This is a genomic window from Pantoea sp. X-Soil-ISGK-285 (genome assembly GCF_059730815.1).
On the sequence record NZ_AP035938.1, the window covers coordinates 3668275 to 3692980 of the forward strand.

Here is a 24706-nt window from a genome sequence, read left to right on the forward strand (position 1 = left end):
AAGGAAATTTAATGCAGCATACCTTCATTGGCGTCGAATAGCAGTTCTTCCATCTGCTGATAGGCATTTTCACATCCGGGAATGTTGAACAACACCATCAGTACCACCCATTTGAGATCCTCCAGGTCAAACTCAGAGGTATCCAGCGCCATAATGCGTTCGATGACCATTTCACGCGTTTCCAGGTTCAGCACCTGAATCTGCTCCAGGAACAGCAGGAAACCACGGCTGTCAGCATCTAAACGTTTGCTCTCTTCATCGGTATAAATACGCATGGAGAGCGGATCATTTGTCAGTAAAATTGGCGCAACCAGTCCTTCCTGATAGTCAGCCAATCTTTCTAACCAGTTCAGCGCACTGTAAATATCTTCACGATGGAACCCGGCATCCGTCAGGTCGTCTGTCAATCTGTCCTGATCAACACCCATTTCTGCTTCGTTGTGGATATATGTCTCAAACAAATACATCAGTACGTCGAACATGGCATGCCCTCCTCAATCGGACATAGCCGCCGGGTACAGCTGCGATCCATCCTGCTAACTCCAGTTCCAGCAACTGAGCTGAGATAACTGGCACAGATTGGCCGGCACGTTCAGCGACAACGTCAACAGGTGTAACATCATCACCTACGTTAGCCAACACATCAGCAAATGGCAATGGAGCATCGTCACTCACCTCAGAATAAATTTCATCGGCCGGTGTCATCGGCAGCCAGTTAAGTGCACTTGCCAGATCTTCCACGATGTTATGGGGATGGGCCACCAGCAGCGCCCCCTGCTGAATCAGCCAGTTTACGCCTTCGCTTAACGGGTTACCGAGCGCGCCAGGTAAGGCATAGACATTACGATTTTGCTCCAGCCCATACCGCGCCGTTACCAGGGAACCACTCTTCAGCGAGGCTTCTACCACCAGCACCCCATGGCTCAGGCCGCTGATAATACGATTACGGCGCGGAAAATTAAGTGGATGCGGCAGGGTCGTCAGCGGAAACTCAGAAACTACCGCACCACCCTGTTCAACGATCTCTGCGGCAAGATGGGCATGATTGCTGGGATAGAGCCGCTGCAAACCACTACCTAACACGGCCACCGTTTTACCGCCTACGTTGAGTGCTGCCTGATGCGCAACACCATCAATACCCCTTGCCAGTCCGCTGGTAATGGTCAGACCGCTGAGGCTTAAGTGCTGGGTAAACCAGTCGCACCAGTAGCGGCCATAGTGTGAACAGTTTCGGCTGCCCACCACCGCTAACTGTGGTGTGCTGATAAGCGCAGGATCGCCATCAATATAGAGCAGCGGCGGAAAGCGGTTGGTTTCTTTAAGACGGGCAGGATAGGCCGCGTCCAGAGCAGTCACCAGATGATGAGCCGGACTCTGATCCAGCCAGGAATAGACTTCTGTGAGATTATTTTCATTAAAATCATCATATTGCTGGCACTGGCTCTCATCTAAGCCAAGCCGGATAAGCTGCTCCCTGTCTGTCTGTCCGGCACCTATTTGCTGCGCCACATCAACCCAGCGTTTTCCTGTCATTCCAGTGACGGCGGCCAGCCGTACAGACTGCGCTATTTTGTCCATCTTCAGCTCCCTGATCGCCCTTGCTTCCTGCCGCAGAATGCTGTCAATCAGGCCTCGAAAAGTCTACAATATAAGGTAGTAATCTTTTCTTAACCGAATACAGATCTGGATATTTATGTCAGTTTTGCAGGTATTACATTTCCCTGACGAGCGTCTTCGCAAAGTTGCTGCGCCCGTTAAAGAAGTTAACGCAGACATTCAGCGTATCGTTGATGATATGTTCGAGACGATGTATGCCGAAGAAGGTATCGGTCTTGCGGCTACGCAGGTCGATATTCATCAGCGCATTATCGTGATTGACGTCTCTGAAAGTCGTGAAGAGCGTTTAGTGCTGATTAACCCTGAGCTGCTGGAAAAAAGTGGTGAAACCGGCATTGAAGAGGGTTGCCTCTCTATTCCGGAACAGCGCGCATTTGTTCCGCGTGCCGAGCGGGTAAAGGTCCGTGCACTGGATCGCGAGGGTAAAAGTTTCGAACTGGAAGCCAGCGAGTTACTGGCCATCTGTATCCAGCATGAGATCGATCATCTGGAAGGCAAACTGTTTATCGATTATCTGTCGCCTTTAAAGCGGCAACGGATCAAAAATAAATTAGAGAAACTGGCGCGTCAGAACGCGCAGGCTTCCTGAGATCTTAATAAGGGATAAACGTGTCTGCCCCGCTAAAAATCATCTTTGCTGGCACACCTGACTTTGCAGCGCGTCATCTTGACGCGCTGCTTGCTTCTGAACATCAGGTTATCGCCGTATTCACCCAACCCGACCGTCCTGCTGGTCGCGGTAACAAATTAACGCCAGGCCCGGTCAAAACGCTGGCGATGGCACATGACATTCCGGTTTATCAGCCTAAGTCACTGCGACCTGAAGAAAATCAGCAACTGGTTGCTGACCTCAAGGCCGATGTGATGGTGGTTGTGGCCTACGGATTAATTCTGCCCAAGGCCGTGCTTGATATGCCACGTCTGGGATGCATCAATGTCCATGGCTCACTGCTGCCACGCTGGCGTGGAGCTGCGCCTATTCAACGTGCGCTCTGGGCTGGCGACAGCGAAACCGGCGTGACCATCATGCAGATGGACGTGGGACTGGATACCGGCGATATGCTGCATAAGCTGGCCTGTCCGATTACTGCCCAGGATACCAGTGCCACGCTGTATGACAAGCTGGCACAGCTTGGCCCACAGGGGCTGCTGGATACGCTGACATTACTGACCACTCAGCAGGCTACACCTGAAAAACAGGATGAAACGCTGGCCAACTATGCTGAGAAACTCAGTAAAGAGGAGGCACGTCTTGACTGGACACTCTCTGCAGAACAGCTTGAGCGTTGTATTCGCGCTTTTAACCCGTGGCCGATGAGCTTTTTCACCATTGAAGATCAGCCGGTTAAAGTCTGGCAGGCAAGCGTTCTGCCCCACTGCGATCGTGCGCCTGGTGAAATTATCCATGCTGACAAGCATGGCATCCAGGTGGCGACGGCTCAGGGCGTACTGAACCTGCTCCAGTTGCAGCCCGCCGGTAAAAAACCGATGTCGGCTCAGGATCTTCTCAACTCGCGCCGGGAATGGTTTGAACCTGGAACCCTTCTGGACTGACTCTCAGGCCCGGTCCCTCACCGGGCCTTTTGTTTGATGACAAAACCCTATGACTAAATCTATCAACCTGCGTAGCCTCTCGGCTCAACTTATTGAGCGTGTGGTCGACAAGGGCGAATCCCTGAATACGGCACTGCCAGCCGCCCAGAAAAAGCTCTCTGACAAAGATAGCGCGTTAGTGCAGGAGATCTGTTTTGGCGTATTGCGCACATTACCGCAGCTGGAAGCGCTCATTGGCAAACTGATGGAGCGTCCACTTACCGGCAAACAGCGGGTTCTGCACTATCTGATCATGGTCGGGCTTTATCAGCTGGAATATACCCGAGTGCCCGCCCATGCCGCACTGGCAGAAACCGTCGCGGGCGCCGAAGTACTGAAGCGCACCAGTATGAAAGGCTTATTAAATGGCGTATTACGCCAGTTTCAGCGGCAGCGGGAAGAGCTGCTCGCCACTGTTCAGGATGGCCCGCAGCGCTATCTGCATCCGGGATGGCTGCTAAAGCGTTTGCAGCATGCCTGGCCGGAACAATGGCAACAGATTGTCGAAGCAAATAATCTGCGTCCGCCGATGTGGCTGCGGGTTAATCGCCAGCACCACGATCGTGACACGTGGCTGGCAATGCTGGCCGAAAGCGGCAGGAATGCACAGCCTGCTGTCGATGTGCCGGATGCGCTGCGGCTTGACGCCCCTGCCCCGGTCAGCCAGCTACCAGGCTTTGATCAGGGTTGGGTTACCGTGCAGGATTTATCTGCTCAGCGCTGTGCCTTGCTGCTTGAGCCCCAAAACGGCGAACAGATTCTGGATTTATGCGCTGCGCCCGGCGGTAAAACGACCCATATCCTTGAAATCGCGCCTCAGGCCGAAGTTATGGCCGTCGACGTGGATGCGCAGCGTCTTAAACGCGTAAATGAGAATCTGCAACGACTGGGTATGAAAGCAGACGTGAAACAGGGTGATGGACGAACGCCGCAACAGTGGTGCGGCGATCGTCAGTTTGACCGTATTCTGCTGGATGCGCCCTGCTCTGCTACCGGTGTGATCCGACGCCATCCCGATATTAAGTGGCTGCGTCGCGATCGGGATATCGCCGAGCTGGCAAAGCTTCAGGGTGAAATTCTTGATGCTATCTGGCTGCACCTGAAACCTGGCGGTACACTGATTTATGCCACCTGTTCCATCCTGCCTGAAGAGAATCATCAACAGATAGATGCTTTCCTGCAGCGCCAGCATGATGCGCAGGCAGAGCCCCTCAGAGATGCGCCCGCGAACGGCTTACAGGTATTCCCGGAAGCCGAGGGCGGAGATGGTTTCTTCTACGCTAAGCTGATAAAAAAATCGGGTACAAACTGAAATGAGTATTGATAAGCGATGAAAATAATCATTCTGGGCGCAGGACAGGTTGGCGGAACCCTGGCAGAAAATCTGGTGGGTGAAAACAACGATATCACGGTGGTTGATACCGACTCTTCACGCCTGCGTCACCTGCAGGATAAGTTCGATCTTCGCGTCGTGCAGGGTCATGGTTCTCATCCACGAATTTTACGTGAGGCGGGTGCGGAAGATGCCGACATGCTGGTTGCCGTAACCAACTCCGATGAAACCAACATGATTGCCTGTCAGATTGCTTATTCGCTTTTCAATACGCCGAATCGTATCGCCCGTATTCGCGCGGCCGATTATCTGCGTGATGCGGACAAATTATTTATTCCTGAAGCGGTGCCTATCGATCACCTAATCTCGCCTGAACAGCTGGTGATCGACAATATCTATCGTTTAATCCAGTACCCTGGCGCATTGCAGGTCGTCAACTTTGCTGAAGGCAAAGTCAGCCTCGCCGTGGTGAAAGCTTATTATGGCGGGCCACTGGTAGGAAATCCGCTATCGATCATGCGTGAGCATATGCCACACATTGATACCCGCGTAGCCGCTATATTTCGTCAGGATCGCCCCATTCGCCCGCAGGGTTCAACCATCGTAGAAGCGGGTGATGAAGTCTTTTTCATTGCAGCCAGTCAGAACATTCGTGCGGTAATGAGTGAAATGCAGCGGCTGGAGAAACCTTATAAACGGATTATGCTGGTAGGTGGCGGTAATATCGGTTTCGGCCTGGCACAAAAACTTGAGAAAAATTACAGCGTGAAGCTGATTGAACGTAACCCCCAGCGCGCAGCAGAACTGGCAGAGCATCTTCACGACACAGTCGTCTTTTATGGCGATGCGTCAGATCAGGAACTTCTCGCTGAAGAACATGTTGATCAGGTTGATCTCTTTATCGCCGTCACCAACGATGATGAAGCCAATATTATGTCAGCCATGCTGGCAAAAAAGATGGGGGCGAAGAAGGTTATGGTGCTGATTCAGCGCCGCGCCTACGTCGATCTGGTACAAGGCAGCGTTATCGATATCGCTATTTCACCTCAGCAGGCCACGATTTCTGCCCTGCTGGGTCATGTGCGCAAAGCGGATATCGTGGGCGTTTCATCGCTACGACGCGGTATTGCAGAAGCGATCGAAGCGATAGCGCACGGAGACGAATCAACTTCACGCGTGGTCGGCCGCTCCATTGATGATATCAAACTACCGCCAGGCACCATTATTGGCGCAGTGGTTCGTGGAGACGATGTGATGATTGCCAATGATAACCTGCGAATTGAACAAGGTGATCATGTCATCATGTTCCTGACCGACAAGAAGTTTGTATCAGATGTGGAACGTCTCTTCCAGCCGAGTCCATTTTTCCTGTAAATGCCGCGTTTACAGGCGAACAGAACACAAGGAACGCAAAACTGCCGCTTAATTCGCTGTGTTGATGGCAAAACCAGTAGGGTTTGTTAGACTTTATGGCATTGGCTTGGGCAAGGAGATAAGTATGAGTTTAATCAAAGAGTTTCGCGATTTCGCAATGCGCGGCAATGTGATGGATTTAGCCGTCGGTGTCATCATCGGTGCTGCATTCGGTAAAATTGTTTCATCGTTAGTCGCCAACATCATTATGCCGCCTTTAGGCTTACTGATTGGTGGTGTCGATTTTAAATCATTCGCCTGGGTACTTAAGCCTGCAGTTGGTGATGCTCCAGCCGTTGTAATGCAGTACGGTATCTTCCTTCAGACCATCTTCGATTTTGTCATCATCGCTTTCGCAATCTTTATGGCGATCAAGTTAATGAATCGTCTGTACAAGAAAAAGGAAGTAGAGAAGCCAGTGGCTAAACCGTCAAACGAAGAAGTTCTGCTGACTGAAATCCGCGACCTGCTGAAACAGCAGAATACCCGGGTCTAGTTAATAAGCCGCCGCACAGGCGGTTTTTTTAACCGTAAAAGCAGAAGGGCAGTGATAAGACGCTTTCTTATCACTGCCCTCCCATCCAGTCCCCTTGCCATGTTTCTCTTTCCGCTTGAAACTACCTTTACCCTTTTGCTTCTGCTCGATGCGTTGCCGAAATAGCGGGTCGTGTAACAGAGCCTGAATCGCGTTATCGCGGATTTGCCCTTTGGTGTGCTGATATTTACTCATGACGCCTCCTGTTGAGATGGTCTGATACTCTATTCCTTTGCAGCAAAATAACAATATGCTTATTTGCTCGAAGCCTCTCCCCGCTCCAGCGCCTCAAGAATTGAGCACGAAATGCTACTGTGACTGTCACCACAACAGGCATCGGAAAGGTGTCGCAGGGAACGCTGCATCGTTTCTAACTCTGCGATCATCTGAGCAACTTCACTCAGCCGTTTTTCAACGATCGCTTTTGATTCCTGACAGGTGTGATGCGCAGGATCAACCCGGATCGAAAGTAGCTCTCTGATCGCTTCCAGACTGAAACCCAGTTTACGACCATAACGAATAAATTTCAGACGCTGAAGATCGCCCTCGCTGTAAAGGCGAAAGCCACCTTCCGTACGACCATCATGATCCATCATCTGCTGCTTTTCATAAAAACGGATAGTGTCTGGCGTCACCTCCGCAAGCTTAGCTAACTGACCGATGCGAAACATTTACTCTTCCTCGCGGAAACGATGCTGAATAGCAGTGGAATAACTGCCATGGAGAAAATCGGTACTAATACCCGCCTGGCGTAATCTTAGCTCCAGCACCTGAAGCCGATGGCAATGATCCTGATAATTTTGATCCGCAGGATCGAGGTTGCGAATAAGATCGTTAACTTCCATGGCTTCACGTCTGAGCTCAAGCTCCGGCGGCAGAAAGCCCGAATTTTTCAGTAAACGGTAGCCCGCTCTTAACTCAGGCGGAACATGACTGTCATCATCCAGCTGCAGCGGCTTACCAGAGCCGGGAAGATTACTCAGCTCGCCTTTTTCCAGCGCCGCTTTAATGTGCTGTTCAGCAAGTTCATCAACCAGCCACATAGTTGGCTCCTTTGAACATGAAAAGAGTAAGTTCTAAGGTAGTAAATTTCTGGCAATAAAAAACCCGCCGAAGCGGGTTTTTTACGTTGCTACAGATTACTCTGCGGCTGCTTCTGCTTGAGCTTCTGGACGATCAACCAGCTCGATGTAAGCCATCGGAGCGTTGTCACCAGCACGGAAGCCACACTTCAGAATACGAGTGTAACCACCGGCACGGCTCGCGAAACGCGGGCCCAGCTCATTAAACAGTTTTGCCACGATCTCGTTATCACGAGTACGGGCGAATGCCAGACGACGATTAGCTACGCTGTCGGTCTTGGCAAGAGTAATCAGCGGCTCAACTACGCGACGCAGTTCTTTGGCTTTCGGCAGAGTCGTTTTGATGATCTCATGACGAACCAGAGAACCGGCCATGTTGCGGAACATAGCCTGACGATGGCTGCTGTTGCGGTTCAGTTGACGACCACTCTTACGATGGCGCATGACCTTATCCTTCTCAGTGAAACCTTAACCTGTGATCTGATTATTCATCAGCAATGCTTGCTGGCGGCCAGTTCTCGAGGCGCATGCCCAGAGAAAGACCACGCGAAGCCAGCACATCTTTAATCTCGGTAAGAGATTTTTTACCAAGGTTAGGCGTTTTAAGCAGCTCAACCTCGGTACGCTGTACCAGATCACCGATGTAGTGGATAGCTTCTGCCTTAAGGCAGTTAGCAGAGCGGACAGTCAATTCCAGATCGTCAACAGGGCGCAGCAGGATCGGATCGAATTCTGGTTTCTCTTCTTTAACTTCCGGCTGACGTACATCACGTAAGTCAACGAAAGCTTCAAGTTGTTCTGCCAGAATGGTTGCCGCACGACGAATCGCCTCTTCAGGATCGATTGTGCCGTTGGTTTCCATTTCGATGACCAGCTTGTCCAGGTCGGTGCGCTGCTCTACACGCGCTGCTTCAACATTGTAGGCGATACGGTCTACAGGGCTGTAGCAAGCGTCAACTAACAGGCGGCCGATTGGGCGCTCATCTTCTTCCGAATGAATTCGGGCAGAAGCCGGCACATAGCCACGACCACGCTGAACTTTGATACGCATGCTGATAGCAGCGTTCTCATCGGTCAGATGGCAAATGACATGCTGAGGCTTGACGATTTCGACATCACCATCATGGGTAATGTCGGCTGCAGTCACAGGGCCAATGCCAGATTTATTCAAGGTCAGAATAACTTCATCTTTCCCCTGAACTCTTACCGCCAGCCCTTTCAGGTTGAGCAGGATTTCCAGGATATCTTCCTGTACTCCCTCTTTGGTGCTGTACTCATGAAGTACACCATCAATTTCAACCTCGGTCACCGCGCAACCCGGCATGGATGAAAGCAGAATACGGCGCAGTGCGTTACCAAGAGTATGGCCAAAGCCACGCTCTAAAGGCTCAAGGGTCACCTTGGCGTGCGTCGAACTCACTTGCTCGATATCTACCAGGCGCGGTTTTAGAAACTCTGTCACAGAACCCTGCATTGTGTCCTCTCTTTGGTACTAAGCCTTACTTGGAGTAAAGCTCGACGATCAGGTGTTCGTTAATGTCCGCAGACAGATCAGTACGTTCAGGAATACGCTTGAACACACCTTCCATCTTAGTCGCATCAACTTCCAGCCAGGTTGGCTTTTCACGCTGCTCAGCCAGCTCCAGAGCGGCCTTCACGCGAGATTGCTTTTTGGCTTTCTCACGGATGCTAACGACATCATTCGGAGATACCTGATAAGAAGCGATGTTAACAACGCGGCCATTTACCAGAACAGACTTATGGCTAACCAGCTGACGTGCTTCTGCACGAGTGGCACCAAAGCCCATACGATAAACTACGTTGTCCAGACGACCTTCCAGCAGAGCCAACAGGTTTTCACCGGTGTTGCCTTTCAGACGAGCTGCTTCTTTATAATAGTTACGGAACTGACGCTCCAGCACGCCGTAGATACGACGAACTTTTTGCTTTTCACGTAACTGACCGCCGTAATCAGACAGACGCGGTTTACGCGCACCATGCTGACCAGGGGCTTGTTCAATCTTACACTTGGAATCAATCGCGCGAACGCCAGACTTAAGGAATAAGTCAGTGCCCTCACGACGGCTCAGCTTGAGCTTAGGACCCAAATATCTTGCCATTTTCTTTCTCCAACTATCCTAAAAAAACGGGCGTTATACGCGACGTTTTTTCGGCGGACGACAACCGTTATGAGGGATCGGAGTCACATCAGTAATATTAGTGATGCGGAAACCAGCGGCGTTCAAAGCACGAATCGTAGATTCGCGACCTGGACCCGGACCCTTTACCATAACTTCCAGGTTCTTAATTCCGTAATCTTTTACCGCTTCTGCACAGCGCTCTGCAGCGACCTGAGCAGCAAACGGAGTGGATTTACGTGAACCGCGGAAACCGGAACCACCGGCGGTTGCCCAACCCAGTGCGTTACCCTGACGATCAGTAATGGTAACGATGGTGTTGTTAAAAGAAGCATGGACATGAGCCACGCCATCTGAGACTTGTTTTCTTACACGCTTACGTGCACGAACTGGTGCCTTTGCCATTATTTACTCACCCCGATTATTTCTTGATCGGTTTACGCGGACCCTTACGGGTACGTGCGTTGGTCTTAGTACGCTGACCGCGAACCGGAAGACCACGACGATGGCGCAAACCACGGTAGCAACCAAGGTCCATAAGACGCTTGATGCTCAGGGTGATTTCACGGCGCAGATCACCTTCTACAACGAATTTCGCAACTGCATCACGCAGCTGATCAATTTGTTCTTCAGACAGCTCACTGATCTTAACATTTTCAGCAATACCCGTTGAAGCGCAGATGGCTTTAGAACGAGTTTTACCGATACCGAAGATCGAAGTTAATGCGATAACGGTATGTTTTTGATCAGGAATGTTAATGCCTGCTATACGGGCCACTATGCACTCCTATAATTAAACAAGCACGTCCCATGCTGAAAAGCCCGTTTTCAGGATACTCAAATGGAAACGCACTGACATACAAAAGATTGGCTGGCTAATCTAGCCAGCTCAACCCGACTTTGCAAGAAAAATATGTGACAAAATCAGCCTTGGCGCTGTTTATGCTTTGGCTCGGCGCTGCAGATCACACGGACGACACCGTCGCGACGAATGATTTTGCAGTTACGACATAATCTCTTGACGGAAGCACGAACTTTCATTTTTACTCTCCGTAACTTCTCAACCAACTGAATTAACGGCCGTAGCCTTTCAGGTTAGCTTTCTTCAGTGCCGACTCGTACTGACTTGACATCATCAGAGTTTGCACTTGAGCCATAAAGTCCATGATGACGACAACTACGATAAGCAGTGAAGTACCGCCAAAGTAGAAGGGAACCTTCATCGCATCACGCATGAACTCCGGGATAAGGCAGATAAACGTAATGTAGAGAGCGCCGATTAAGGTCAATCGCGTCATTACTTTATCAATATACTTCGCCGTTTGCTCTCCCGGACGAATTCCCGGTACGAATGCACCAGACTTCTTCAGGTTATCTGCTGTTTCACGTGGGTTGAAAACCAACGCCGTATAGAAGAAACAGAAGAAGATGATTGCAGTCGCATAGAGTAGCACATAAAGCGGCTGTCCTGGCTGCAAATACAGCGAAATTGTTGTCAGCCAGTTCCAACCGGTACCGCCCCCAAACCACGATGCAATCGTTGCCGGGAACAGAATAATGCTGGAAGCAAAAATGGCTGGAATGACGCCTGCCATGTTCACTTTCAACGGTAAATGTGTGCTCTGTGCAGCGTAAACGCGACGACCTTGCTGACGTTTTGCGTAGTTCACCACAATGCGGCGTTGACCACGTTCAACAAAGATAACAAAGAAGGTCACTGCGAATACGAGTACTGCAACCAACAGCAACAGAAGGAAGTGCAGGTCGCCTTGCCGCGCTTGCTCGATGGTATGGCCAATGGCCGGCGGGAGACCCGCAACGATACCTGCGAAGATAATGATCGAAATACCGTTACCGATACCACGTTCAGTAATCTGTTCGCCCAGCCACATCAGGAACATCGTTCCTGAGACCAGACTCACAACAGCGGTAAAGTAGAAAGCAAAGCCTGGATTCATTACCAGGCCTTGCATCCCTGGCATATTCGGCAGACCGGTAGCAATACCGATCGACTGAAATATGGCCAATACCAACGTACCGTATCGGGTGTACTGGCTAATCTTACGACGGCCAGCCTCCCCTTCTTTCTTAATTTCCGCTAACGCTGGATGAACCACCGTTAATAACTGGATGATAATCGATGCCGAAATATACGGCATGATGCCCAGTGCGAAAATAGAAGCACGGCTCAGAGCACCACCAGAGAACATGTTAAACATTTCAATGATGGTGCCACGCTGTTGCTCAAGCAGTTTGGCAAGTACAGTGGCATCAATACCAGGGATTGGAATAAAAGAGCCAATACGGAAGACAATGAGTGCGCCGATTACAAACAGCAGTCTGCGTTTCAGCTCACCAAAGCCACCCTTGGCACTTTGAAAATCTAATCCCGGTTGTTTAGCCATCTGCTACTTATTCCTCGATTTTACCGCCAGCAGCTTCGATTGCAGCACGTGCACCTTTGGTGACACGCAGACCGCGAACCGTTACCGGTGTAGAAACTTCACCAGACAGAATTACTTTAACGAATTCAATCTGAACACCGACAATGTTGGCTGCTTTCAGCGCGTTCAGGTCGACGATACCGCCTTCAACTTTCGCCAGATCAGACAGACGAATCTCTGTAGTGATCATTGCTTTGCGAGAGGTGAAACCGAACTTCGGCAGACGACGGTACAGAGGCATCTGACCACCTTCGAAACCGCGACGTACGCCACCGCCAGAACGTGAGTTCTGACCTTTGTGACCACGACCACCGGTTTTTCCGAGGCCAGAACCGATACCACGACCCAGACGCTTGGTAGCGTGCTTAGACCCTTCGGCCGGAGACAGAGTATTTAAACGCATCTCTTACTCCTCCACTTTAACCATATAGGAAACCGCGTTAACCATACCGCGTACTGCAGGCGTGTCTTCACGCTCAACGGTGTGGCCAATACGACGCAGACCCAGGCCAACCAGAGTGGCTTTATGCTTAGGCAAGCGGCCGATTGAACTACGGGTTTGAGTGATTTTAATAGTCTTAGCCATCGTGATTACCCCAGAATTTCTTCAACGGATTTACCACGCTTAGCAGCGACCATTTCCGGAGATTTCATATTGCCCAGGCCGTCGATAGTTGCACGAACCACGTTAATCGGGTTAGTAGAACCATAGGCTTTTGCCAGTACGTTATGAACTCCAGCGACTTCCAGAACGGCGCGCATTGCACCACCGGCAATAATACCGGTACCTTCTGAAGCCGGCTGCATGAACACGCGGGAACCCGTGTGTGCACCTTTAACTGGGTGCTGCAGGGTGCCGTTGGTCAGCGCGACGTTAACCATGTTGCGACGGGCTTTCTCCATCGCTTTCTGGATCGCTGCTGGAACTTCACGCGCTTTACCGTAACCAAAACCTACGCGACCATTACCATCGCCTACCACAGTCAGTGCTGTGAAGGAGAAGATACGACCACCTTTAACAGTTTTAGAAACACGGTTTACCGCGATCAGTTTTTCCTGCAGTTCGCCAGCTTGTTTCTCGATGTGTGCCATCTTAGACCTCTACCTTAGAACTGAAGGCCAGCTTCACGGGCAGCATCTGCCAGTGCCTGGACGCGACCATGATATTGGAAACCGGAACGGTCGAAAGAAACACCAGTGATGCCTTTTTCGATTGCGCGTTCTGCGATAGCTTTACCTACTGCAGCTGCGGCTTCTTTATTACCGGTATACTTCAGTTGTTCAGTGATAGCTTTTTCTACAGTAGAAGCAGCGACCAGAACTTCGGAACCGTTCGGGGCGATTACCTGTGCGTAAATATGACGCGGGGTACGATGTACCACCAGGCGAGTAGCACCCAGCTCTTTGAGCTTGCGACGTGCACGGGTCGCACGACGGATACGAGCAGATTTCTTATCCATAGTGTTACCTTACTTCTTCTTAGCCTCTTTGGTACGCACGACTTCGTCGGCGTAACGGACACCCTTGCCTTTATAAGGCTCAGGACGACGGTAGGCGCGCAAGTCCGCTGCAACCTGACCAATCAGCTGTTTATCAGCGCCTTTCAGCACGATCTCAGTCTGAGTTGGACATTCTGCAGTGATACCCGCGGGCAGCTGGTGATCGACTGGATGAGAAAAGCCCAGAGACAGGTTAACCACGTCGCCTTTAACGGCTGCACGATAACCTACACCAACCAGCTGCAGCTTCTTAGTGAAGCCTTCGGTAACACCGATTACCATTGCGTTCAGCAGCGCGCGAGAAGTACCCGCCTGCGCCCAGCCGTCAACGAAACCTTCGCGCGGAGCGAAAGTCAGAGCGTTGTCAGCATGCTTAACTTCAACAGCATCATTGATAGTACGAGTCAGCTCGCCGTTTTTACCTTTAATCGAAATTACCTGACCGTTGAGTTTTACCTCTACGCCGGCAGGAACAACGACAGGTGCTTTAGCAACACGAGACATATGTATCCTCCGATTACGCTACGTAGCAGATAATTTCGCCACCAAGACCTGCCTGGCGCGCTGCACGATCAGTCATGACACCTTTAGATGTAGAAACTACAGCGATGCCCATACCAGCCATTACCTTTGGCAGCTCATCTTTTTTCTTATAGATGCGCAGACCAGGACGGCTTACTCGCTGAATGCTTTCTACAACAGCTTTACCCTGGAAATACTTGAGAGTAAGTTCCAGTTCCAGCTTGATGTCGCCTTCGATTTTGAAATCTTCAATATATCCTTCTTCCTTCAGAACGTTGGCAATTGCCAATTTCAGCTTGGAGGAAGGCATGGTGACCGCAACTTTGTTTGCGGCCTGACCGTTACGGATACGGGTCAGCATATCCGCGATCGGATCTTGCATGCTCATCTGTGTTACTCCCGTGATTCAATTGGTGACAATTACCAGCTAGCCTTTTTCAGGCCCGGGATTTCACCGCGCATGGCGGCTTCGCGGACCTTGATACGGCTCAACCCAAACTTCCGCAGGAAACCGTGCGGACGACCTGTTTGACGGCAGCGGTTACGCTGACGCGAAGGGCTGGAATCACGCGGCAGACTCTGCAGCTTCAGAACAGCATCCCAACGATCTTCGTCGGAAGCGTTCACATCAGAGATGATCGCTTTCAGTTCAGCGCGTTTAGCGAAGAATTTGTCTGCTAATTTTGCACGCTTAACTTCGCGTGCTTTCATAGATTGCTTAGCCATTAAGTAACCCTACCTTACTTACGGAACGGGAAGTCAAAGGCAGCCAGCAGAGCACGGCCTTCATCATCAGATTTCGCAGTAGTGGTAATGGTGATATCCAAACCACGAACGCGATCGACTTTGTCGTAGTCGATTTCTGGGAAGATGATCTGCTCACGTACACCCATGCTGTAGTTGCCACGACCATCGAATGACTTAGCGGACAAGCCACGGAAGTCACGGATACGTGGAACAGCAATGGTGACCAGACGCTCAAAGAACTCCCACATGCGCTCGCCACGCAGAGTTACTTTACAGCCGATCGGATAGCCCTGACGGATTTTGAAGCCTGCAACTGATTTGCGTGCTTTGGTGACCAGCGGTTTTTGACCGGAGATTGCTGCCAGGTCAGCTGCTGCGTTATCCAGCAGTTTCTTGTCAGCGATCGCTTCACCAACACCCATGTTCAGGGTGATCTTCTCGACCCGAGGGACTTGCATGACAGAATTGTAGCCAAACTCTGTCATGAGTTTCTGGACTACTTCGTCTTTGTAGTAATCATGCAGTTTCGCCATCGTACTACTCCAAATTACTTGATAGTTTCGCTGTTAGACTTGAAGAAACGGACTTTTTTGCCGTCTTCGAATCTAAAGCCTACACGGTCAGCCTTACCAGTTGCCGCGTTGAACAGTGCAACGTTAGAAACCTGAATAGCAGCTTCTTTTTCAACGATGCCACCTGGTTGGTTCAGAGCCGGAACCGGCTTCTGATGTTTCTTCACCAGGTTGATACCTTCAACGATGACCTTACCAGAAGACAGGACATTCTTAACTTTACCGCGCTTACCTTTATCTTTACCGGTTAACACGATAACTTCGTCGTTACGACGGATTTTAGCTGCCATTGTTCGCTCCTTAGAGTACTTCTGGTGCCAGAGAGATAATTTTCATGAACTTTTCAGTACGAAGTTCACGAGTTACCGGCCCAAAAATACGCGTACCGATAGGCTGCTCACTGTTATTGTTCAGAATAACGCATGCATTACCATCGAAGCGAATGACAGAACCGTCCGGGCGACGAACACCCTTCCTGGTGCGCACCACTACCGCCTTCAGGACATCACCTTTTTTGACTTTACCACGCGGAATTGCTTCCTTGATGGTAACTTTGATGATGTCACCGACGCCTGCGTAGCGACGGTGCGAGCCACCCAGAACCTTGATACACATTACGCGACGTGCACCGGAGTTGTCGGCGACGTTCAGCATAGTCTGTTCTTGGATCATTTTAGTGCTCCGCTAATGTCAACTACTACTTCGGGACCTAAACCTCAGGTCGTTAGAAAGCCCCATAATTGAGGGCGCGGCATTGTAACACCGGTTCTCACAGATGGGTAGAAAAAATAAACGGCTCTCAATCGAGCCGCTGATTTCCCCTGATGACAGGGAGGGCGTATTCTAGGGAATAGTGCGAACAGTAGCAAATGTAATCTGCCTTATTTTTCGTCGCCTCCCAAATAAAGTGCCCTTCTGACTCAACCAGCCAGTTTCCTGGCCAGTTGGTTATGCTGACGCAACACGGCTGGCAGTTCAATTCCGGCCACTTGTCCGTCCCGTACCCGGACTTTTCCGTTAATGATGCTATAGGCAACCTGTCCCGGATTACAGAACACCAGGGCGGCTACAGGATCGTGCCCTGCCCCGGCAAGTCCAATTCGATTCAGGTCAAAAATGGCCAGATCGGCCATCATGCCCGGCGCAATGGTGCCCACATCATCGCGGTTTAGTACCTTTGCTCCACCCAGCGTCGCCAGTTCCAGTGCCTGACGTGCCGTCATCGCATCCGGGCCGAAGCCAACGCGTTGCAGAAGCATCGCCTGACGAACTTCGGCCATCATGTCTGAGCTGTCATTGGAGGCTGAGCCATCCACACCCATACCCACGTGTACGCCGGCATCACACATATGGCGTATCGGCGCAATACCGGAACCGAGACGCATGTTCGAGCAGGGACAGTGCGCGACGCCGGTACCGGTACGTGCAAAGAGTTCTATGCCATGCTGATCCAGTTTGACGCAGTGTGCATGCCAGACATCCGGTCCTACCCAGCCGAGGTCTTCAACATACTGTGCTGGCGTCATATTGAATTTTTCACGGCTATAACGAATATCGCTGTCGTTCTCCGCCAGATGGGTATGCATAGAGACATTGAAGCTGCGTGCCATCGCTGCGGATTGCTTCATCAGCTCACGGCTGACTGAAAACGGCGAACATGGCGCAACCACGATGCGTAACATCGAACCGTGGCTGTCATCATGGTAGCGCTCAATCACACGCTGCGTATCTTTAAGAATGGCGGCTTCATCCTCTACCAGCGCATCGGGTGGTAAGCCACCCAGGGACTTACCGACGCTCATGCTGCCCCGGCTCGCATGGAAACGCATGCCCATTAAGGCTGCAGCCTCAATACTGTCGTCAAGCTTACAGCCATTCGGGTAGACGTAGAGATGGTCACTGGTAGTGGTGCAGCCGGAGAGCATTAACTCGGCCATGGAGATCTGTGTTGAGATATGAATCATCTCAGGCGTCAGATTCTGCCACAGTGGATAGAGGTGGGTCAGCCAGTTAAAGAGCTCGCCGTTTTGCACTGCAGGAATAGCGCGGGTCAGGCTCTGATACATGTGGTGATGCGTATTGATCAGGCCAGGGATGACAATATGTCCTCGCAGATCGATGATCTCATCCGCGCTATCAGGTAACGAGCGTGCTTCCCCGACTGCAAGGATCTTATTTCCTTTTATCAGAATAGAGGCGTTACCTATTTCCCGACGGTCAGCATCCATGCAGACCACACATTCAGCATTCTTCAGTAACAGAGTTCGTTCCATGCTATTGCCTGTGGGTAGTGGTTGTGTGTTACCCGATAATAGCGGCAAGCTTTTGGCAGAGCTAATCGCAGGTAACGCAGCTAACAGTGGCAATTTTAACAGTGACCGGCGTAAGCGGTCATGACTCTCCATTTTCACGGCACATTTCCTTGTACAGTTATGATAACCCCGGCGTTTATAGCCTGGCGTTTTCAGGCCACCTCGCCTGAAGAGAGGCAGCTTAATCCCTGCAAGCCCCTGAATTTGTGAGCACCATCAAATCCGTATTGCCACGGGCACAAATGGATCAAGCCCGAATCGCAGGCAAAAAAAAACCCCCTGCCGAAGCAGAGGGTTTCCTCAGAAAAAACGATTCTTATTACAGAACAGCTTTCTCGATTACGCGAACCAGGGTCCAGGATTTAGTCTTGGACAGTGGACGGCATTCGCGGATTTCTACCACGTCACCAATTCCACATTCATTGTTCTCGTCATGGATGTGCAGCTTGGTCGTACGTTTAATGAATTTGCCGTAGATCGGGTGTTTCACGAAACGTTCGATAGCAACAACTGCAGATTTCTGCATTTTGTCACTTACTACACGACCCTGCAGAGTACGGATTTTATCGGTCATTACGAACCCGCCTTCTCAGTCAGTAAAGTCTTAACGCGTGCAACATCACGGCGAACCTGTTTCAGCAGATGAGTCTGCTGCAGTTGGCCAGATGCTGCCTGCATGCGCAGGTTAAATTGCTCACGCAGCAGATTAAGCAGCTCAGTGTTCAGCTCTTCAACGCTTTTTTCACGCAGCTCAGTTGCTTTCATTACATCACCGTCTTAGTTACAAAGGTGGTTTTGATAGGCAGTTTTGCTGCTGCCAGCTTGAATGCTTCACGGGCCAGCTCTTCTGGTACGCCGTCCATTTCATACAGGACTTTACCAGGCTGGATCAGGGCAACCCAATACTCTACGTTACCCTTACCTTTACCCATACGCACTTCCAGCGGCTTCTCGGTGATCGGTTTGTCCGGGAATACTCGGATCCAGATCTTACCTTGACGCTTAACTGCACGGGTCATAGCACGACGTGCTGCTTCGATCTGACGAGCAGTCAGACGACCACGGCCAACAGCTTTCAGACCGAAAGTACCGAAGCTGACATCCGTACCCGCAGCCAGACCGCGGTTACGGCCTTTGTGCACTTTACGGAATTTCGTACGCTTTGGTTGTAACATCAGCGACTCTCCTTACTTACGGCCTTTACGCTGCTGCTTTTTAGGTTGAGCAGCCGGTTCCGGTTGTTCAACAGCAGCCATACCACCCAGGATCTCACCTTTGAAGATCCATACCTTAACGCCGATTACACCATAAGTGGTGTGCGCTTCAGAGGTGTTGTAGTCAATGTCAGCACGCAGTGTGTGCAATGGCACGCGACCTTCACGATACCATTCGGTACGTGCGATCTCGGCGCCACCCAGACGGCCGCTAACTTCGACTTTAATACCCTTCGCGCCAAGACGCATGGCGTTCTGAACTGCACGCTTCATAGCACGACGGAACATCACACGACGCTCCAGCTGTGAAGTGATGCTGTCAGCTACCAGTTTCGCGTCCAGTTCCGGCTTGCGGACTTCGGCGATATTAATCTGTGCAGGAACGCCAGCGATATTCGCGACGACCGTGCGCAGTTTTTCTACATCTTCGCCTTTCTTACCGATAACGATGCCCGGACGAGCGGTGTGAATAGTCACACGGATGCTCTTCGCTGGACGCTCGATAACGATACGAGAGACAGATGCTTTAGCCAGTTCTTTAGTCAAAAACTGACGTACTTTAAAATCGCTGTCCAGGTTGTCAGCGAATTCTTTGGTGTTCGCAAACCAGGTAGAGTTCCATGGTTTTACAATACCCAGGCGAATACCATTAGGATGTACTTTCTGACCCATTGCTAGTCTCCAGAGTCTCAGCGATCGGACACAACCACAGTAATGTGGCTGGTGCGCTTCAGGATGCGATCTGCACGACCTTTGGCACGCGGCATAATGCGTTTCATGGTCGGACCTTCATCAACGAAAATTTTCGTGATTTTCAGATCGTCGATATCAGCGCCATCGTTGTGTTCGGCGTTAGCAATGGCAGATTCCAGAACTTTTTTGACCAGTACAGCCGCTTTCTTATTGGTGTAGGTCAAAATGTCCAGTGCCTGCGACACTTTCTTACCGCGAATCAGGTCAGCAACAAGGCGAACCTTCTGAGCAGAAGAACGAGCGTGGCGATGTTGAGCTAAAGTTTCCATCTCTTCCTCCTACTTATTTCTTCTTGGCTTTTTTATCAGCCGCGTGACCGCGATAAGTACGTGTCGGCGCGAATTCACCCAGTTTGTGACCAACCATTTCGTCGGAAACAAAGACAGGAACGTGCTGACGACCATTATGGACAGCGATGGTCAAACCGATCATGTTAGGAAAGATCGTTGAACGACGGGACCAAGTGCGCAAAGGCTTCTTGTCACCGCTTTCCACCGCTTTCTCTACCTTCTTCAGCAAGTGCAGGTCAATAAAAGGACCTTTCTTGAGAGAACGTGGCATGGCTTATCCTCTAATATTATTTGCTACGGCGACGTACGATAAACTTATCGGTACGCTTGTTGCTACGGGTCTTCTTACCTTTGGTCTGAACGCCCCACGGAGTTACCGGGTGCTTACCAAAGTTACGACCTTCACCACCACCGTGCGGGTGATCAACTGGGTTCATCGCGGTACCACGAACGGTAGGACGAACACCACGCCAACGGGCTGCACCAGCTTTACCCAGAACGCGCAGCATATGCTCAGCGTTGCCGACTTCGCCCAGTGTTGCGCGGCAGTCAGACTCGACTTTACGCATTTCACCTGAACGCAGACGCAGGGTAACGTAAGAACCTTCACGCGCAACGATCTGCACGTAAGCACCGGCTGAGCGAGCAATCTGACCGCCTTTGCCTGGTTTCATTTCTACGTTATGCACGGTTGAACCCACCGGGATGTTACGCATCGGCAGAGTGTTACCTGCTTTAATCGCAGCATCAACGCCAGATTGGATCTGGTCGCCGGCTTTCAGGCCTTTAGGGGCCAGGATGTAACGGCGCTCGCCGTCTTTGTACAGAACCAGTGCGATGTTCGCAGAGCGGTTCGGATCGTACTCAAGACGTTCAACAACTGCCGGGATACCGTCTTTGTTGCGTTTGAAGTCAACAATACGATAAGCCTGCTTGTGACCACCACCGATATGACGGGTAGTGATACGACCATTGTTGTTACGGCCACCGGATTTGCTGTTTTTTTCTACCAGCGGGGCAAATGGTTTGCCCTTGTGCAGCTCCGCGTTTACCACTTTAACTACATGGCGACGACCCGGAGATGTCGGTTTACATTTAACAACTGCCATTGTCTTTCTCCTCCGACTTACTCAGCGCCGCCAGCGAAGTCCAGATTCTGGCCTTCTTTCAGGGTGACGTAAGCTTTTTTCCAGTCGCTACGACGACCGATACGCTGTCCTTGACGCTTAACTTTGCCCTTAACTACCAGGGTGTTTACGTCTTTAACTTCTACTTCGAACAGTTTCTCAACAGCAGCAACGATCTCTGCTTTGGTCGCGTCATTAGCAACTTTGAGAACGATGGTATTGGTTTTTTCCATCGCGCTAGATGCTTTTTCAGATACGTGCGGCGCGCGCAGTACTTTCAGCAGACGTTCTTCACGGATCATGCCAGCATCTCCTCAACTTGCTTAACTGCATCAGCAGTCATAACGACTTTGTCGAAGGCGATCAGGCTAACTGGGTCGATACCGGATGCATCACGTACGTCAACCTTGTACAGGTTGCGCGCAGCCAGGAACAGATTCTCATCCAGTTCACCGGTGATGATCAGCACGTCTTCCAGAGCCATGTCTTTCAGTTTCTGTACCAGCAGCTTGGTTTTCGGTGCTTCTACAGCAAATGATTCGACAACGATCAGACGATCTTGACGTACCAGTTCGGACAGGATGCTTTTCAGCGCGCCGCGGTACATCTTTTTGTTAACTTTTTGACTGTGGTCCTGCGGCTTCGCAGCAAAGGTCACACCACCTGAACGCCAGATTGGGCTCTTTACAGAACCTGCACGTGCACGGCCGGTGCCTTTTTGACGCCATGGCTTTTTGCCTGAACCGGTTACTTCGGCGCGAGTTTTCTGCGCGCGAGTACCCTGGCGGGCGCCAGATGCGTAAGCAACAACAACCTGGTGAACCAGCGCTTCGTTGAAATCACGACCGAAGGTAGTTTCGGAAACAGTCAGCGCGCTCTGCGCGTCTTTCAATACTAATTCCATTGCTATCCCCTTACGCCTTCACAGCTGGTTTAACGATCAGGTCGCTACCGGTAGCACCGGGAACTGCACCTTTAACCAGCAGCAGGTTGCGCTCAGCGTCAACACGTACTACGTCCAGACTCTGAACGGTTACGCGCTCATTACCCAGCTGACCTGCCATTTTCTTGCCTTTGAACACTTTGCCCGGAGTCTGGTTCTGACCGATAGAACCCGGAACGCGGTGAGACAAGGAGTTACCGTGAGTAGCGTCCTGGGTACGGAAGTTCCAGCGCTTAACGGTACCGGCGAAACCTTTACCTTTAGAGGTACCGGTTACGTCAACTTTCTTAACTTCAGCGAAAATCTCAACGCTGATGCTCTGACCTACAGAGTATTCTTCACCTTCAGCGGTGCGGAATTCCCACAGGCCACGGCCAGCTTCAACGCCAGCTTTAGCAAAATGACCAGCTTCAGGTTTGGTCACACGGTTTGCTTTTTTAGCACCGGTGGTAACCTGAATTGCCTGGTAACCATCGTTTTTCAGGCCTTTGACCTGAGTAACGCGGTTCGCTTCAACTTCGATTACGGTGACGGGGATAGAAACGCCATCTTCAGTGAAGATGCGGGTCATGCCCACTTTTTTACCGACTAAACCAATCATTGTTTCAACCTCTCAATCGCTCGATGACCTGATTAACCCAGGCTGATCTGCACGTCAACACCGGCAGCCAGATCCAGACGCATCAGAGCATCAACGGTTTTTTCAGTTGGCTCAACGATGTCTACCAGACGCTTGTGAGTGCGGATTTCGTACTGATCACGCGCATCTTTGTTAACGTGCGGAGAGATCAGAACAGTAAAACGCTCTTTGCGGGTTGGCAGCGGGATTGGACCACGAACCTGCGCACCAGTGCGCTTGGCGGTCTCAACGATTTCCGCGGTTGATTGATCGATCAGACGATGATCAAACGCTTTAAGACGGATACGGATTCTTTGGTTCTGCATGAGACCAGAGCTCCAAACTTTTTATAGACGAAAAAAATTACTACTCGAGCCCATTACGATTGATGGGAGAGTGTAATCGTTCAGCATATAACTCCACAATTGGGAGTATTGTCAGGCGGCCTAAATTTCAGCCGTCTGCGATTCTGCTCGAATCGCGCCTGCAATATCTGCAGGCCCGCACATTATACGTAAATCTGTTCAGGAAGCAACCCGTGTTGAGGTTTTACCCATTAAATTGTGGCCGGTTCGTGAAGCGTGCGTCGCATTGCACTGCCGTATCGCTGATAAATCAGTTATTCAGTTGTGAGTCTGTTTCCGCCCTTCTTCATTCATAGGTGACACAGAACCCGTTGCCCACGAGAGTGCATCTAACCTTTCGTCCGGAGCATAATCATGTCGCCCACTCTGATAACTCACATTGCTGCACTCGCAGGCGGAGGTGCATTGGGAAGCTTTCTTTCGCTGACCAGCCAGCGCTTCACCCCCGCCCTCTCACCCGCTCAATGGTTTGCCCTACTCTGCTTTCCGGGTTCGCACTGTAATCATTGCCAGCAGCGCCTGCTGTGGCGAGATGCGCTGCCGTTAGTCAGCTGGCCTGGCTTAAAAGGACGGTGTCGCTTCTGTCATCGCGCGTTCGGCGCAGAAAGCGTTGTCATTGAATGGCTGTTCGCCCTTCTGTGCCTGCTGGTGCTGCAGAGTTTTGACCACTCTGCGGAGGCTGTTTTTATTATTACGGCCTCCGGCCTCTTGCTGCTCGTGGCTGCCATCGATCGCCGCCACTTCTGTATACCTGATCCGCTCAATTATCTGCTGCTCTGGTCCGGATTACTTCATGCCACGCTGTCCGGAACCGAAACAACGGCGATATGGGGTGTTGTGGCGGGCTACTGTGCGTTGTGGCTGCTCGCCTGGAGCTATCGGCAGATGCGGGGGTACGAGGGATTAGGTTATGGCGATATCAAGCTCTTCGCAGCGTTAGGTGCCTGCTGTGGCTGGCAGGCATTACCCTGGATTGCGTTGGGTGCCACCGTTATGGCGCTGACGTCGATCGTGATGCTGCAATTGCGGGGTTTTATTCAGGGGGACAGCCCGCTGCCGTTTGGCCCTTTCCTGGCCATTGCGGGCTGGGTAGCGATAGTACTGCAGACCCGATTCACTCTTGTTTGATTTGAGCCTGCAGATAGTTCTGGATGCCCATCTTCTGAATTAACTCAAGTTCCGTCTCAATCCAGTCGATGTGATGTTCCTCATCAGCCAGGATTTCAATCATCATGTCACGGCTGACATAGTCATGCACTTTGTCAGCATAGGAGATAGCTTCACGAAGGTCTTTCGCGCCCTCCAGCTCCAGATTCAGGTCTGAACTCAGCATCTCTTCAACATCTTCACCGATACGGAGCCGTCCCAGATCCTGAAGATTTGGAATCCCTTCAAGGAAAAGAATACGCTCAATATATTTATCGGCATGTTTCATCTCATCGATTGATTCATGGTATTCCACATCATTGAGGCGCGTCAGACCCCAGTTTTTGAACATGCGCGCATGAAGAAAGTACTGATTGATAGCAACCAGTTCATTTCCAAGCAGTTTGTTGAGATGACTGATAACTTTGATATCGCCCTTCAT

41 protein-coding genes are annotated in these 24706 nt (G+C 51.0%); 6 read left to right on the top strand and 35 right to left on the bottom strand.

Translation table 11 applies throughout. The features are described 5' to 3' along the window. Positions 1-8 precede the first annotated feature (8 nt). Entirely contained in the window at positions 9-482 is a 474-nt protein-coding gene (gene smg / locus AC6I8B_RS17265) for a DUF494 family protein Smg (RefSeq protein WP_010252741.1), read from the bottom strand. After that, complete coding sequence (dprA, locus tag AC6I8B_RS17270) at positions 454-1578, bottom strand: DNA-protecting protein DprA (RefSeq protein ID WP_157353846.1); 1125 nt, start codon at positions 1576-1578, stop codon at positions 454-456. Before dprA ends, smg begins: the two co-directional genes overlap by 29 nt. A gap of 115 nt (positions 1579-1693) precedes the next feature. Here dprA and def point away from each other — a divergent pair, with 115 nt between their 5' ends. From def to mscL, 5 genes are all read left to right on the top strand, one after another. Beyond that, entirely contained in the window at positions 1694-2206 is a 513-nt protein-coding gene (def, locus tag AC6I8B_RS17275; RefSeq protein WP_010252747.1) for a peptide deformylase, read from the top strand. Between the two features lie 20 nt (positions 2207-2226). Further along, a complete protein-coding gene (fmt, locus tag AC6I8B_RS17280) occupies positions 2227-3171 on the top strand; it encodes a methionyl-tRNA formyltransferase (RefSeq protein ID WP_033772966.1) in 945 nt (314 codons plus the stop codon). A 49-nt stretch (positions 3172-3220) separates the two neighbouring features. Continuing rightward, complete coding sequence (gene rsmB / locus AC6I8B_RS17285; protein WP_022625143.1) at positions 3221-4522, top strand: 16S rRNA (cytosine(967)-C(5))-methyltransferase RsmB; 1302 nt, start codon at positions 3221-3223, stop codon at positions 4520-4522. An 18-nt stretch (positions 4523-4540) separates the two neighbouring features. After that, the gene (trkA, locus tag AC6I8B_RS17290) at positions 4541-5917 is read left to right on the top strand and encodes a Trk system potassium transporter TrkA (protein WP_010252756.1); all 1377 of its coding nucleotides are present in this window, start codon (positions 4541-4543) and stop codon (positions 5915-5917) included. A gap of 124 nt (positions 5918-6041) precedes the next feature. After that, the gene (gene mscL / locus AC6I8B_RS17295) at positions 6042-6452 is read left to right on the top strand and encodes a large-conductance mechanosensitive channel protein MscL (protein WP_022625142.1); all 411 of its coding nucleotides are present in this window, start codon (positions 6042-6044) and stop codon (positions 6450-6452) included. On the opposite strand, the gene AC6I8B_RS17300 is transcribed toward mscL, so the two are convergent. The 32 genes from AC6I8B_RS17300 to rpsJ all read right to left on the bottom strand — a co-directional run bounded on the left by AC6I8B_RS17300 (position 6453) and on the right by rpsJ (position 23079). Beyond that, positions 6453-6686, bottom strand: coding sequence for an alternative ribosome-rescue factor A (locus AC6I8B_RS17300; protein WP_010252762.1), 234 nt, complete (start codon positions 6684-6686; stop codon positions 6453-6455). A gap of 59 nt (positions 6687-6745) precedes the next feature. Continuing rightward, a complete protein-coding gene (gene zntR / locus AC6I8B_RS17305) occupies positions 6746-7162 on the bottom strand; it encodes a Zn(2+)-responsive transcriptional regulator (RefSeq protein WP_010252765.1) in 417 nt (138 codons plus the stop codon). Next, on the bottom strand, positions 7163-7534 hold the full coding sequence (locus tag AC6I8B_RS17310) for a DnaJ family domain-containing protein (protein WP_052272166.1): 372 nt from the start codon (positions 7532-7534) through the stop codon (positions 7163-7165). Between the two features lie 96 nt (positions 7535-7630). Continuing rightward, positions 7631-8017 carry a 50S ribosomal protein L17 gene (gene rplQ / locus AC6I8B_RS17315; RefSeq protein WP_003850180.1) on the bottom strand — a complete coding sequence of 129 codons (387 nt, stop codon included), beginning with the start codon at positions 8015-8017 and terminating at the stop codon, positions 7631-7633. A gap of 40 nt (positions 8018-8057) precedes the next feature. Beyond that, entirely contained in the window at positions 8058-9047 is a 990-nt protein-coding gene (locus tag AC6I8B_RS17320) for a DNA-directed RNA polymerase subunit alpha (protein ID WP_003850179.1), read from the bottom strand. Between the two features lie 25 nt (positions 9048-9072). After that, complete coding sequence (gene rpsD / locus AC6I8B_RS17325; RefSeq protein ID WP_008927131.1) at positions 9073-9693, bottom strand: 30S ribosomal protein S4; 621 nt, start codon at positions 9691-9693, stop codon at positions 9073-9075. A 33-nt stretch (positions 9694-9726) separates the two neighbouring features. Then, entirely contained in the window at positions 9727-10116 is a 390-nt protein-coding gene (gene rpsK, locus AC6I8B_RS17330) for a 30S ribosomal protein S11 (protein ID WP_004160563.1), read from the bottom strand. Positions 10117-10132: 16 nt separating this feature from the next. Next, on the bottom strand, positions 10133-10489 hold the full coding sequence (rpsM, locus tag AC6I8B_RS17335) for a 30S ribosomal protein S13 (RefSeq protein ID WP_003850176.1): 357 nt from the start codon (positions 10487-10489) through the stop codon (positions 10133-10135). Between the two features lie 146 nt (positions 10490-10635). Continuing rightward, a complete protein-coding gene (rpmJ, locus tag AC6I8B_RS17340) occupies positions 10636-10752 on the bottom strand; it encodes a 50S ribosomal protein L36 (protein ID WP_010252805.1) in 117 nt (38 codons plus the stop codon). Positions 10753-10784: 32 nt separating this feature from the next. Beyond that, positions 10785-12116 (bottom strand): preprotein translocase subunit SecY, encoded by a 1332-nt coding sequence (gene secY / locus AC6I8B_RS17345; RefSeq protein ID WP_003850175.1) that lies wholly within the window; start codon positions 12114-12116, stop codon positions 10785-10787. Positions 12117-12123: 7 nt separating this feature from the next. Continuing rightward, positions 12124-12558, bottom strand: coding sequence for a 50S ribosomal protein L15 (rplO, locus tag AC6I8B_RS17350; protein ID WP_003850168.1), 435 nt, complete (start codon positions 12556-12558; stop codon positions 12124-12126). A 3-nt stretch (positions 12559-12561) separates the two neighbouring features. After that, entirely contained in the window at positions 12562-12741 is a 180-nt protein-coding gene (gene rpmD, locus AC6I8B_RS17355; protein WP_003850166.1) for a 50S ribosomal protein L30, read from the bottom strand. 5 nt (positions 12742-12746) lie between these two features. Further along, positions 12747-13247: a 30S ribosomal protein S5 gene (gene rpsE, locus AC6I8B_RS17360; RefSeq protein ID WP_003850164.1), complete on the bottom strand. Its 501-nt coding sequence runs from the start codon at positions 13245-13247 to the stop codon at positions 12747-12749. Between the two features lie 14 nt (positions 13248-13261). Then, entirely contained in the window at positions 13262-13615 is a 354-nt protein-coding gene (gene rplR, locus AC6I8B_RS17365; RefSeq protein ID WP_003850163.1) for a 50S ribosomal protein L18, read from the bottom strand. Between the two features lie 9 nt (positions 13616-13624). Continuing rightward, on the bottom strand, positions 13625-14158 hold the full coding sequence (rplF, locus tag AC6I8B_RS17370; RefSeq protein ID WP_003850161.1) for a 50S ribosomal protein L6: 534 nt from the start codon (positions 14156-14158) through the stop codon (positions 13625-13627). 13 nt (positions 14159-14171) lie between these two features. Next, on the bottom strand, positions 14172-14564 hold the full coding sequence (gene rpsH, locus AC6I8B_RS17375) for a 30S ribosomal protein S8 (RefSeq protein ID WP_003850158.1): 393 nt from the start codon (positions 14562-14564) through the stop codon (positions 14172-14174). 32 nt (positions 14565-14596) lie between these two features. Then, positions 14597-14902 (bottom strand): 30S ribosomal protein S14, encoded by a 306-nt coding sequence (gene rpsN / locus AC6I8B_RS17380; protein ID WP_008927132.1) that lies wholly within the window; start codon positions 14900-14902, stop codon positions 14597-14599. A 14-nt stretch (positions 14903-14916) separates the two neighbouring features. Next, the gene (rplE, locus tag AC6I8B_RS17385; protein ID WP_003850155.1) at positions 14917-15456 is read right to left on the bottom strand and encodes a 50S ribosomal protein L5; all 540 of its coding nucleotides are present in this window, start codon (positions 15454-15456) and stop codon (positions 14917-14919) included. Between the two features lie 14 nt (positions 15457-15470). Then, complete coding sequence (gene rplX / locus AC6I8B_RS17390) at positions 15471-15785, bottom strand: 50S ribosomal protein L24 (RefSeq protein ID WP_003850150.1); 315 nt, start codon at positions 15783-15785, stop codon at positions 15471-15473. Positions 15786-15795: 10 nt separating this feature from the next. Continuing rightward, the gene (rplN, locus tag AC6I8B_RS17395) at positions 15796-16167 is read right to left on the bottom strand and encodes a 50S ribosomal protein L14 (RefSeq protein WP_006120590.1); all 372 of its coding nucleotides are present in this window, start codon (positions 16165-16167) and stop codon (positions 15796-15798) included. Between the two features lie 248 nt (positions 16168-16415). After that, complete coding sequence (locus AC6I8B_RS17400; RefSeq protein WP_033772970.1) at positions 16416-17768, bottom strand: 8-oxoguanine deaminase; 1353 nt, start codon at positions 17766-17768, stop codon at positions 16416-16418. A gap of 358 nt (positions 17769-18126) precedes the next feature. After that, entirely contained in the window at positions 18127-18381 is a 255-nt protein-coding gene (rpsQ, locus tag AC6I8B_RS17405; RefSeq protein ID WP_003850147.1) for a 30S ribosomal protein S17, read from the bottom strand. After that, positions 18381-18572 carry a 50S ribosomal protein L29 gene (gene rpmC, locus AC6I8B_RS17410; RefSeq protein WP_003850146.1) on the bottom strand — a complete coding sequence of 64 codons (192 nt, stop codon included), beginning with the start codon at positions 18570-18572 and terminating at the stop codon, positions 18381-18383. Before rpmC ends, rpsQ begins: the two co-directional genes overlap by 1 nt. After that, a complete protein-coding gene (gene rplP, locus AC6I8B_RS17415) occupies positions 18572-18982 on the bottom strand; it encodes a 50S ribosomal protein L16 (protein WP_008927134.1) in 411 nt (136 codons plus the stop codon). The genes rpmC and rplP overlap by 1 nt, the downstream gene beginning before the upstream one ends. 12 nt (positions 18983-18994) lie before the next feature. Next, positions 18995-19693 (bottom strand): 30S ribosomal protein S3, encoded by a 699-nt coding sequence (gene rpsC / locus AC6I8B_RS17420; RefSeq protein ID WP_009087585.1) that lies wholly within the window; start codon positions 19691-19693, stop codon positions 18995-18997. Positions 19694-19710: 17 nt separating this feature from the next. Further along, a complete protein-coding gene (rplV, locus tag AC6I8B_RS17425) occupies positions 19711-20043 on the bottom strand; it encodes a 50S ribosomal protein L22 (RefSeq protein ID WP_008927136.1) in 333 nt (110 codons plus the stop codon). A gap of 13 nt (positions 20044-20056) precedes the next feature. Then, positions 20057-20335, bottom strand: a complete 279-nt coding sequence (gene rpsS / locus AC6I8B_RS17430) for a 30S ribosomal protein S19 (protein ID WP_001138115.1) — start codon at positions 20333-20335, stop codon at positions 20057-20059. 16 nt (positions 20336-20351) lie between these two features. Then, positions 20352-21173: a 50S ribosomal protein L2 gene (gene rplB, locus AC6I8B_RS17435; RefSeq protein WP_008927137.1), complete on the bottom strand. Its 822-nt coding sequence runs from the start codon at positions 21171-21173 to the stop codon at positions 20352-20354. Between the two features lie 17 nt (positions 21174-21190). Beyond that, positions 21191-21493 (bottom strand): 50S ribosomal protein L23, encoded by a 303-nt coding sequence (gene rplW / locus AC6I8B_RS17440; RefSeq protein ID WP_003850708.1) that lies wholly within the window; start codon positions 21491-21493, stop codon positions 21191-21193. After that, positions 21490-22095, bottom strand: a complete 606-nt coding sequence (rplD, locus tag AC6I8B_RS17445; RefSeq protein WP_003850711.1) for a 50S ribosomal protein L4 — start codon at positions 22093-22095, stop codon at positions 21490-21492. Before rplD ends, rplW begins: the two co-directional genes overlap by 4 nt. A gap of 10 nt (positions 22096-22105) precedes the next feature. Further along, complete coding sequence (gene rplC, locus AC6I8B_RS17450) at positions 22106-22735, bottom strand: 50S ribosomal protein L3 (protein ID WP_497817531.1); 630 nt, start codon at positions 22733-22735, stop codon at positions 22106-22108. Between the two features lie 32 nt (positions 22736-22767). Then, positions 22768-23079: a 30S ribosomal protein S10 gene (rpsJ, locus tag AC6I8B_RS17455; protein WP_001181005.1), complete on the bottom strand. Its 312-nt coding sequence runs from the start codon at positions 23077-23079 to the stop codon at positions 22768-22770. A 393-nt stretch (positions 23080-23472) separates the two neighbouring features. On the opposite strand from rpsJ, the gene AC6I8B_RS17460 reads away from it, so the two are divergent. Beyond that, complete coding sequence (locus tag AC6I8B_RS17460; protein WP_033772971.1) at positions 23473-24246, top strand: prepilin peptidase; 774 nt, start codon at positions 23473-23475, stop codon at positions 24244-24246. Here the strand turns inward: AC6I8B_RS17460 and bfr are convergent. Further along, positions 24233-24706, bottom strand: coding sequence for a bacterioferritin (bfr, locus tag AC6I8B_RS17465; RefSeq protein WP_010253012.1), 474 nt, complete (start codon positions 24704-24706; stop codon positions 24233-24235). The two genes, AC6I8B_RS17460 and bfr, sit on opposite strands and share 14 nt — an antisense overlap.